Here is a 9,713-nt window from a genome sequence, read left to right on the forward strand (position 1 = left end):
ATGAGCGGTGACACCTCGATGAGCGGTGACAGCAACCCTGGATCCGAAACGTTTCCCTCCGTCGACCCCATGGAGACCCCGGCAGGGCCTGGCAGTGCTGGCGATCAGCCGACGCCAGGTGCTCCGGCTGAGTCCTCCGGCGAGGCTCCAGTGGAGGCCGGCGGGACCCACTCCCAGGGCGCCCAGTCCTCCGACCGGGCCATCCAGCTGGAGGCGGAACTGGCTTCCCTGAGGGCCGAGCATGAGGCTCTCAACGGGCAGTACATGCGGCTGGCCGCCGACTTCGACAATTTCCGCAAGCGCCAGAGCCGGGACAGCGACGACCTGCGGCTGCAGATCACCTGCTCCACCCTCGGGGAGATCCTGCCCGTGGTGGACAACTTCGACCGGGCCCGTCAGCAGCTCAACCCCCAGCATGAGGAGGCCCAGACCCTCCATCGCAGCTACCAGGGCCTCTACAAGCAGTTGGTGGAGGTGTTCAAGCAGCTGGGCGTGTCCCCGATGCGAGTGGAGGGAGAGCCGTTCGATCCCACCCTGCACGAGGCCGTGCTGCGGGAACCCAGCGAGGCCCATCCGGAGGATGTGGTGATTGAGGAGTTGCAGCGCGGCTACCACCTCAATGGACGGGTGTTGCGCCACGCCCTGGTGAAGGTGTCGATGGGGCCTGGCCCGGCCGATGGCGGGACAGGACCTGCCGGGGACAACGGAACCGCTGAGGAGCAGGGCGGCTGATGGCCGACTACTACGACCTGCTCGGTGTCGCCCGCGATGCCGATCCCGACACCCTGAAACGGTCCTACCGACGGCTGGCGCGCCAGTACCACCCCGACGTCAACAAGGACCCGGGGGCCGAGGACAAATTCAAGGAGATCGGTCGGGCCTATGAGGTGCTCAGCGATCCCCAGACCCGCGCCCGCTACGACCAGTTCGGAGAGGCGGGGCTGGGTGGCGGCGGTGGCATGCCCGACATGGGCGACATGGGGGGGTTCGCCGATTTGTTCGAGACCTTCTTCAGTGGTTTCGGTGGAGCGGCACCGGGTGGCGGGCCGCGGCGGCGGGGACCCCGCCAGGGTGACGACCTGCGCCTGGATCTCACCATCAGCTTCCAGGAGGCCGTGTTCGGCATCGAGAAGGAGGTGCAGATCCGTCACCTCGAAACCTGCAGTACCTGTCAGGGCTCCGGAGCCAAGGCGGGCAGCGGACCCACCACCTGCGGCACCTGCGGCGGCGCCGGCCAGGTGCGGCGTGCCACCCGCACCCCCTTCGGCAGCTTCACCCAGGTGGCCGCCTGTCCGACCTGTGAGGGCACCGGCCAGGTGATTGCCGATCCCTGCAGCGCCTGCGGCGGCCAGGGACTGCAGCAGGTGCGCAAGAAGCTGCGCATCAACATTCCCGCCGGCGTGGATTCCGGCACCCGGCTGCGGGTGGCCAATGAGGGCAACGCGGGCCAGCGTGGTGGCCCCGCCGGCGATCTCTACGTCTTCCTCTCCGTGCAGTCAGCCTCGGGGCTGCGGCGCGATGGCATCCACATCCACTCCGAGGTCACGCTCAACTACCTCCAGGCCATCCTGGGCGACACCATCGAGGTCGACACCGTCGATGGGCATGAGCAGCTGGAGATCCCCGCCGGCACCCAGCCTGGGGCCGTGCTCACCCTGCAGGGCAAGGGGGTGCCCAAGCTGGGCAATCCGGTGGCCCGGGGCAACCATCTGGTGAGCGTCAAGGTGCAGCTGCCCACCAAGCTCAACGGCGAAGAGCGGGAGCTGCTGGAGCAGCTGGCTGGCCACCACAGCAGCAAGGGGCAGAAGCATCCCCACAAGAGTGGGCTGTTTGGGGGCCTGTTCGGTTGAGCCCGGCCCAGCCGCCGGCGCTCGATCTGCGCGGCACCCCCTGCCCGCTCAATTTCATCCGCACCAAGCTGGCTCTGGAGCAGGTGCCCCCCGGGGAGCTGCTTCAGGTCGATCTCGACGCCGGTGACCCCCAGCAGTTGGTGACCCAGGGACTGGAATCGGCCGGCCATGGGGTCTCCTGCACGCCCCATCCGGAGCAGGAAGGGGCGGTGCGCCTGCTGATCCGTCGCCATGTCGGCTGAGGCTGGCCGGCTCCGTCTGCCTGGCCAGGTGGTGGCCCTGCTGGCCAACTACTGCTGGGTGGAGCTCGATCGGCCGGGTCCCACCGGTCTGAGTCGCCTGCTCTGCACCCGCCGCACCCGGCTTGGCAAGAGCGGCCAGAGCATCGCCGTGGGGGATCGGGTCTGGGTGGACGGAATCGACTGGCCGGAGGGGCGCGGCGCCGTGGCTGCCCTGGAGCCGAGGGATGGGCTGCTGGAACGCCCTGCGGTCGCCAATGTGGCGCGGGTGGTGGTGGTGGTGGCCCTGGCGGAGCCGGAGCTGGATCCCCTTCAACTCACCCGCTTTCTGCTTACCGCCGAGGCCACTGGCCGGCCGGTGCAGCTGGTGTTTTCCAAGGCGGATCTGGTACCCGCGCCGCTGGCCCAGGACTGGTGTGAGCGGGCCGCGGCCTGGGGGTACGAGGCCCTGGCGGTGTCGACCCACACGGGCCAGGGTCTGGAGCGGCTTCACCAGCGGCTGGTCCAGCCCGGCATCGCCGTGCTCTGCGGCCCTTCTGGGGTGGGCAAGAGCAGTGTCCTCAACGGGCTGTGTCCCGAGCTGGGCCTCCGGGTGGCGGCGGTGTCGGGTCGGTTGCAGCGCGGGCGCCACACCACCCGCCATGTGGAACTCTTCCCCTTGGCGCCGGGGGCGCTGCTCGCCGACACCCCCGGCTTCAACCGGCCGAGTTTGCCCGCCGAACCGGCCGGGTTGGCCGACCTCTTTCCCGAGATTCGGGAGCGGCTGAGCCGGGGATCCTGCCGCTTCAGCAATTGCCTGCACCAGGGAGATCCGGGCTGTGCCGTGGGGGCCGACTGGGAGCGCCACGGGCTCTACCTGCAGTGCCTGGCCGATGTGGTGCTGGATGCTGAACGCCGGGCCCGGGCCTCCAGCCGCGCTGAGGGCCCCGGGCTGCGCCGCCGCGGCCAGGGGCTGGAGCCGCGCCTGGCCCCCCAGCTGCGGCAGCCGTCCAGGCGCCGCCAGCGCCAGCAGCTCTTGGACGGGGACACGGGTGACGACTCCGGCCGGGACACCGGCGGCGCGTTCAGCCCCCCAGACCCGGCAGGTTGAGGTTCAGGCCGCCGGTGAGCTCTTCCATGCGGCCCTTCATCGTGCCGGTGGAGAGCTCATAGGCCGATTGCAGGGCCTCCAGCACGGCTGCTTCGCTGGCGGCGGCCCCTTCGGCCACCAGTTCCGGTGCCAGTTGCACCCGCAGCGGTTGCTGGTTGCCCGAGAGCCACACGCTGGCCCGGCCGTCGGCACTGCGGCCTTCCAGCTCCATGCCATCCAGCTCTTCCTGCAGCTTCTGGGCGTTCTGCTGCAGTTCTTGGGCCTTCTTGAAGGCCTCGGTGAGCTGACCGAAATTGGGGAGTCCGAAGCCAGCCATGCCCTGGAAGTTGTTTGCCGCAGGCTAAGGGTCCGTCAGCGCCCTGGTTCGAAGCCGAGCCGCTTCACTTCCGGGTGCAGGGCGATCCCATGGCTGGCCATCACCCGCCCCTGCACCTCCTGGATCAGGGCCGCGATGTCCGCGGCGCGGGCCGCACCGGTGTTGACGATGAAATTGGCGTGAATCGGGGACACCTGGGCCTCGCCGATCTGGAGCCCCTTGAGCCCCAGGGCCTCGATCAGCTGCCCGGCTTTTTGGGGCTCTGGATTGCGAAACACGCTGCCGCAACTGGGTTGCTGATAGGGCTGGGTGCTGGTGCGGCTGTGGAGATTGGCGCTGGTGAGGGCTGTCACGCTGGCCGGGTCGTGGCCCGCATCCAGCCGGAAGGTGGCGGAGAGCACGATCCAGGATTCGGCCTGAAGCCGGCTGTGGCGGTAGGCGAAGTCGAGCTCATGGCCCTGGAGTTCGAAGGGTGCCCCGGGCCGCGACGGATCCAGCACCCGCACCGACACCAGCCAGTCGGCCGTGCAGCCGCCCTGGGCCCCCGCGTTCATCACCACCGCGCCCCCCACGGTGCCCGGGATGCCCACGGCCCACTCCAGCCCGCTCAGGCCCAGCCGGGCCGCCTTGCGCGCCAGGGTGGGAATCGGCTCACCAGCCTCGGCTTCCACCAAGCCACTGTGGGCCTCCAGCCGACTGCCCTGCAGGCGGCGGTTGCAGAGCGTGAGCCCCGGCACCCCGGCATCGGCGATCAAGAGGTTCGAGCCCGCCCCGATGCAGCGCAGGGGCAGACCCTGGCCGTGGGCCCAGGCCGCCAGAGCGATCAGCTCAGCCTGGTCGCCCGGTTCGGCGAACCACTCGGCTGGCCCTCCCACTTTCCAGGTGGTGAAGGCGCTCAGGTTCACCTCCTGGCGTAGGGCTGGGGGGCAGCTGGGGGCCGCAACCATGGCCTTCAGGCCGCCAGGGGCGTTGCCCTTGGGGTCGTGCCCTGGTCGGCAGCCTGTTGCCATTGGCCCAGGCGATCCCAGAGGCTGTTCACATCGCCAGCGCCCATGGCCAGCACCAGGTCGCCCTCCCGGCTGGCGACGGCCACCTGGGAGGCCAGTTCCTCCAGGCTGTCCGCCACGAGCACCGGCAGCCCTGGGGCCAGCTCGCGCACGGCTTGGGCCATGGCGGCGCTGGTGACGCCGGGGATCGGGGCTTCCCCGGCGGCATACAGGGGAGCAATCAGCACGGAATCGGCCTGGGTGAGGGCCGCGGCGAACCCCTCGAGAAACTGGGCGGTGCGGCTGTAGCGATGGGGTTGAAAGACCGCCACCAGACGCCGGGGGGGGACGGGCAGGGAGCTGCGCCCGCTCTCCACCATCAGGCGGGCCATGGCCAGGGTGGCGGCCACTTCACTGGGGTGATGGGCATAGTCGTCGACCACCAGTCGGCCCTCCCAGAGTCCCCGAAAATCAAAGCGCCGGCCGGGGGTCTGCAGGTTGGCGACCGCCTGGCGCAGCTCGGCGAAGGACACCCCCTCCAGTCGGCAGGCGGCCATGGCGGCCACCGCATTGCTGAGGTTGTGGCGCCCGGGCAGGGGCAGTTCAATGGAGCCCACCGCGGTGCCGTCTTCGTAGAAGTCGGCGACGGTGCCATCGCCGCGCTCCTCCCGAGCGATGGCTGCAAACGACACGCCCTCGGTCGTTTCGATCGACCACCAGTGGGCCGGTTTGAAGCGTTCCCTCAGGATCGGGCAATCCCGGTTGGCCAGCAGCCGTTCGCTGTTTCCAGCAAACCGCTGCAGGGTGGTGATCAGGGCTTCCAGGTCGGGGTAGTGGTCGGTGTGGTCCAGCTCCACGTTGGTGAGCACCCCCAGGGAGGAGCGAAATTTCACCAGGGAGCCGTCGGATTCATCCGCCTCCGCCACCAGCAGCCGCCCCTCGCCATGGCGTCCATTGCTGCCGAAGGCGGGCACGATGCCGCCGATCACGGCGGTGGGGTCGTGCTGGGTCGCGGCCAGCAGGGTGGCGATCAAGGTGCTGGTGGTGGTTTTGCCGTGGCTGCCCGCCACGGCGATCGAGGCTTGGCCGTTGATCAGGGCGGCCAGCACGTCGGAGCGGTGGCAGATGGCCAGCCCCAGCCGCCGGGCTTCCACCAGTTCGGGGTTGGTGTCCGGCACGGCCGAGCTGATCACCACCTGGGGGGCCATCGAGGTGCCGCTGCGGATCGCGGCCACGGTGGAGGCGCTCTGTTCCAGAAACACCCTCACCCCGAGCCGGCGCAGGCGGTCGAGCACGGCGTTGTCGCGGGGATCGGAGCCGCTGACCGCGTAGCCCCGTTCCGCCAGGATTCCGGCCAGGGCTGACATGCCGATGCCGCCAACCCCGATGAAGTGCAGCGGTTGGTGGCGATCGAGCAGGGGTGCCAAGGGCAGCTCCAGGTCAGGGTCTGGTGAGCATGAAATTAAGCCGACAACAGCCCGTAAACCTTTACGAGATGCTGCGCGTTTGCGCATGGTCCTCGGCGTGCGCCCTTCCTGCAAGAGGGGAGACCGGATCAATTTCTGTATGATCTGCAGCCAAAACCACCTTCGCTAGCGGCTTTTGCCGTGATCGGCCATGACTTTGCGCGTTGCGATTAATGGATTTGGCCGGATCGGTCGCAACTTCACCCGCTGCTGGCTGAGCCGTGGGGCCAACACCGGCATCGAACTGGTGGGCATCAATGGCTCCGGTGACACCAACACCAACGCCCACCTGCTCAAGTACGACTCCATGCTCGGCCCCCTGCGGGGCGTGGACGTCACCACCACCGAGGACACGATCGTCCTCAACGGCAAGGCGATCAAAACCTTCTACGACCGCAATCCCGCCAACCTTCCCTGGAAGGAATGGGGCGTCGATCTGGTGATCGAATCCACCGGTGTGTTCAACGATGACGTGGGTGCCAGCAAGCACTTTGAAGCCGGCGCCAAGAAGGTGATTCTCACGGCTCCCGGCAAGGGCGCCAAGGTGGGCACGTTCGTGGTCGGGGTCAACGCCGATCAATACCGCCACGAAGACTGGGACATTCTCAGCAATGCCAGTTGCACCACCAACTGCATGGCCCCTGTCATCAAGGTGCTGGACCAGGAATTCGGCATCGTGAAAGGCACGATGACCACCACCCACAGCTACACCGGTGACCAGCGGATTCTGGATGCCGCCCACCGCGATCTCCGCCGCGCCCGGGCGGCCGCTGTCAACATCGTGCCCACCAGCACGGGTGCTGCCCAAGCGGTGGCCCTGGTCTACCCGCCGATGAAGGGCAAGCTGAGTGGCATTGCCATGCGGGTGCCGACCCCCAACGTCTCGGTGGTGGACATGGTGCTCGATATCAGCCGTGACACCACCAAGGAGGAGGTGAATGCGGTGCTCAAGGCGGCATCGGAAAATGCCATGAAGGGCATCATCAAGTACTGCGATCTGCCCCTGGTGTCGAGCGACCACGCCGGCACCGATGAATCCACGATCATCGACTCCGACCTCACCTTGGTGATGGGCGGCAACATGGTCAAAGTGATCGCTTGGTACGACAACGAGTGGGGTTACAGCCAGCGCGTCGTCGATCTGGCTGAGATCGTGGCCAAGAACTGGAAGTGAGCTGAGCGATCCAGTTGGATCCAAGCCGCTCCCTCGGGAGCGGCTTTTTGATGGCTTGCGCTTTTAGGGGATGTCGCCGCTCTCTCAACCGTGGGGCTGGAGGTTGTCGCCACCACCGATCACCCGAGCCCGGACGATGCCGTCCTCAGCCGTGAGTTCTTCCAGCACGTCAAAACCATCCACTACATAGCCGAAGGCGGCGTAACGGCCATCGATCAAGTTGAGGCCGGCGGGGGTGAGCTCTGGTTCGAACAGAAAGAGAAAGAACTGGGAGGAGCCGTCGTCGAGCACCTCGTCAGAGTGGGCCCAGCCCAGGGTGCCCTTGGTGGAGAAGGGCAGCTCCGGGGCGGCTTTGAACAGGCCCAGGTCTTCAAACGTCTGGTTGTAGAAGGGGGCCGGTTGACCGGGCACCTTGATCTCCAGGGGTACGTGGCGCTCCGCCTTGCTCTTGGGGTCGATGAATCCCTCCTGGGGCCCTTCCGGGTCGCCGGTCTGCAGAACGTAAAAGTCCTCGGCACGGATGAAGGGGAGGCCGTCGTAGAAGCCCCGTTGCACCAGATCCACGAAGGCGCCGGCCGTCAGGGGCGCGTTGTAACCGTCCACAACGGCGGTGAGATCTCCTTTGGTGGTGGTGAGCTGCACGGTGGCGCGGCCCAGGAGGCGGGGCAGATCTGCAAACTCAGCGGGGATCTCGTAGGGGAATGGACCCACGAGCAGATCCTCGGCCTGGCCGATGCTGCTGAGGGCATCGCGCCGGGCAGACAGGAAGGGGTCGCGCTCCTGCCGTTCGGCGGCCGCGGCAAGCACTTGCAGCTGGTCTTCCAGTTGGTCCAGCAAAGCCCCAGCTTCGGGCCTGGTGTCTGCCGTAAAGCCGTCCAGGATGGCGGCCTTGCGGGTGCCGAGCAGGGAGCCGCAGCGCCGCACCGTGCTGTTCAGGGCCGGCCAGCGCTTGGCCCGCAGGTCATCGCTGGTGGCTTCTAGGCGATGCTGCAGATCCTGCAGGTCGGGGGCCTGAATCGGCAGGGCATTGCGCAGCAGGGCGGCCGGGTCGGTCACGGCGTTGCCCTGGGGCAGGGCGGCCCAGGCGGCAGGCCCAGCCATCACCATCAGCGCCAGCAGGGCGGCCAGGCCTGCCCAGCGACGGGCCCATCCGGACCACTGCGTCCATCCGGAATGGCCCCGTGCCATGGCAATCCTGTGTCGTTGAGCGGACTTTGGCACAGCTTCCGGGCCCCTGGGATGGCGCTGGGCAGGCCGGCTCCGGTAGCCAGCCGTACAATCCCCCAGATCCGAACCGCCGGAATGATCTCCAGCAACGACTTTCGCACCGGTACTTCAATCGAGCTGGATGGCCAGGTCTGGAGGGTCGTGGAGTTCTTGCATGTGAAGCCCGGCAAGGGTTCTGCGTTCGTGCGCACCAAGCTCAAGGCGGTGCAGAGCGGCAACGTGGTGGAGAAGACCTTCCGTGCCGGCGAGATGTTGCCCCAGGCCGTGCTCGAGAAAAGCACCCTGCAGCACACCTATATGGAGGGCGACGACTACGTGTTCATGGACATGGGCTCCTACGAGGAGACCCGGCTCACCGCCAAGCAGATCGGGGAGAGCCGCAAGTACCTCAAGGAGGGCATGGAGGTGAATGTGGTGGCCTGGAATGGCAAGCCCCTGGAAGTGGAGCTGCCCAACTCGGTGGTGCTCGAAATCACCCAGACCGATCCCGGCGTCAAGGGCGATACGGCCACCGGCGGGACCAAGCCCGCCATCGTCGAAACCGGAGCCCAGGTGATGGTGCCCCTGTTCCTTTCGATCGGCGAGAAGATCAAGATCGACACGCGCACCGACAGCTACCTCGGCCGGGAGAACTGATCGCCATGCAGCTCAATCACGACCAGCTCCACAAGCTCCTCGATCTCCTCGGGGACAGCGACATCCAGGAGTTGAAGCTGGAGGGAGATGACTTCCGTCTGGAGGTGCGTCGCAACCTGCCAGGGGCCGCTCCCACGGCGGTGATCCAGGCCTCTCCAGCCCCGGCCCAGGTGCTGCCGCTGGCGGCTCCGGCTCCCCTGCCGGTGACTCCCTCGGCGCCTCCTCCGCCTGCTGCGGCCAGTCGCAGCGATCTGCTGGAGGTCACGGCCCCCATGGTGGCCACCTTCTACCGGGCTTCAGCCCCCGGTGAGGCCCCCTTCGTGGACGTGGGCTCCCGGATCAAGGTCGGCCAAACCGTCTGCATCCTTGAGGCGATGAAGCTGATGAACGAGCTGGAGTCCGAGGTGGGCGGTGAAGTGGTCGAAATCCTGGTGGAGAACGGCACGCCCGTGGAGTTTGGCCAGGTGTTGATGCGGGTCCGGCCTGCCTGACGGGTCCCCGGGAAGGGTCCCCGGGATGCTCAGCCCAGATCCCGTGCCGTCACCAGGGCCGCCGCCATGCTCGCGGCCCTGGCCTCACCTCGGCCGGCGATGGCAAAGCCCGTGCCGTGGTCCGGAGAGGTGCGCAGGAACGGCAGGCCGAGGGTGGTGTTCACGGCGGCATCGAAGGCCAGCAGTTTCACCGGAATCAGGCCCTGGTCGTGATAGAGCGCCAGGTAGCCATCGGGAC

The 9,713-nt window shown here is 67.6% G+C and carries 12 protein-coding genes; 7 read left to right on the plus strand and 5 right to left on the minus strand.

The features are described 5' to 3' along the window. The 4 genes from grpE to rsgA are packed head-to-tail and all read left to right on the plus strand — an operon-like array spanning nucleotide 1 to nucleotide 3,179. Nucleotides 1-732, plus strand: coding sequence for a nucleotide exchange factor GrpE (gene grpE, locus KBY71_RS07240; protein ID WP_254928265.1), 732 nt, complete (start codon nucleotides 1-3; stop codon nucleotides 730-732). Continuing rightward, nucleotides 732-1,850, plus strand: a complete 1,119-nt coding sequence (gene dnaJ, locus KBY71_RS07245) for a molecular chaperone DnaJ (protein ID WP_254928266.1) — start codon at nucleotides 732-734, stop codon at nucleotides 1,848-1,850. The genes grpE and dnaJ overlap by 1 nt, the downstream gene beginning before the upstream one ends. Beyond that, nucleotides 1,847-2,092 (plus strand): sulfurtransferase TusA family protein, encoded by a 246-nt coding sequence (locus tag KBY71_RS07250; protein ID WP_254928267.1) that lies wholly within the window; start codon nucleotides 1,847-1,849, stop codon nucleotides 2,090-2,092. The genes dnaJ and KBY71_RS07250 overlap by 4 nt, the downstream gene beginning before the upstream one ends. Further along, nucleotides 2,082-3,179 carry a ribosome small subunit-dependent GTPase A gene (rsgA, locus tag KBY71_RS07255; protein ID WP_254928268.1) on the plus strand — a complete coding sequence of 366 codons (1,098 nt, stop codon included), beginning with the start codon at nucleotides 2,082-2,084 and terminating at the stop codon, nucleotides 3,177-3,179. The genes KBY71_RS07250 and rsgA overlap by 11 nt, the downstream gene beginning before the upstream one ends. Here the strand turns inward: rsgA and KBY71_RS07260 are convergent. The 3 genes from KBY71_RS07260 to murC are packed head-to-tail and all read right to left on the minus strand — an operon-like array spanning nucleotide 3,154 to nucleotide 5,908. Beyond that, on the minus strand, nucleotides 3,154-3,495 hold the full coding sequence (locus KBY71_RS07260) for a YbaB/EbfC family nucleoid-associated protein (RefSeq protein WP_254928269.1): 342 nt from the start codon (nucleotides 3,493-3,495) through the stop codon (nucleotides 3,154-3,156). The genes rsgA and KBY71_RS07260 overlap by 26 nt on opposite strands. Nucleotides 3,496-3,530: 35 nt before the next feature. After that, complete coding sequence (murB, locus tag KBY71_RS07265; RefSeq protein WP_254928270.1) at nucleotides 3,531-4,442, minus strand: UDP-N-acetylmuramate dehydrogenase; 912 nt, start codon at nucleotides 4,440-4,442, stop codon at nucleotides 3,531-3,533. 5 nt (nucleotides 4,443-4,447) lie between these two features. After that, a complete protein-coding gene (gene murC, locus KBY71_RS07270) occupies nucleotides 4,448-5,908 on the minus strand; it encodes a UDP-N-acetylmuramate--L-alanine ligase (protein WP_254928271.1) in 1,461 nt (486 codons plus the stop codon). A gap of 190 nt (nucleotides 5,909-6,098) precedes the next feature. Here murC and gap point away from each other — a divergent pair, with 190 nt between their 5' ends. Next, complete coding sequence (gene gap / locus KBY71_RS07275; RefSeq protein WP_254928272.1) at nucleotides 6,099-7,121, plus strand: type I glyceraldehyde-3-phosphate dehydrogenase; 1,023 nt, start codon at nucleotides 6,099-6,101, stop codon at nucleotides 7,119-7,121. Nucleotides 7,122-7,205: 84 nt separating this feature from the next. On the opposite strand, the gene KBY71_RS07280 is transcribed toward gap, so the two are convergent. Further along, a complete protein-coding gene (locus tag KBY71_RS07280) occupies nucleotides 7,206-8,309 on the minus strand; it encodes a peptidylprolyl isomerase (RefSeq protein WP_396095089.1) in 1,104 nt (367 codons plus the stop codon). A 114-nt stretch (nucleotides 8,310-8,423) separates the two neighbouring features. On the opposite strand from KBY71_RS07280, the gene efp reads away from it, so the two are divergent. Next, nucleotides 8,424-8,984, plus strand: coding sequence for an elongation factor P (efp, locus tag KBY71_RS07285; protein WP_190388935.1), 561 nt, complete (start codon nucleotides 8,424-8,426; stop codon nucleotides 8,982-8,984). Between the two features lie 5 nt (nucleotides 8,985-8,989). Continuing rightward, a complete protein-coding gene (gene accB / locus KBY71_RS07290; RefSeq protein WP_254928273.1) occupies nucleotides 8,990-9,475 on the plus strand; it encodes an acetyl-CoA carboxylase biotin carboxyl carrier protein in 486 nt (161 codons plus the stop codon). A 29-nt stretch (nucleotides 9,476-9,504) separates the two neighbouring features. Here accB and KBY71_RS07295 read toward each other — a convergent pair. Beyond that, nucleotides 9,505-9,713 (minus strand): 4-hydroxythreonine-4-phosphate dehydrogenase PdxA (locus KBY71_RS07295; protein WP_254928274.1); only part of this gene is annotated, 209 nt, incomplete at its 5' end.

Source organism: Cyanobium sp. T1B-Tous (assembly GCF_024345475.1).
Classification (GTDB): Bacteria; Cyanobacteriota; Cyanobacteriia; order PCC-6307; family Cyanobiaceae; genus Cyanobium_A.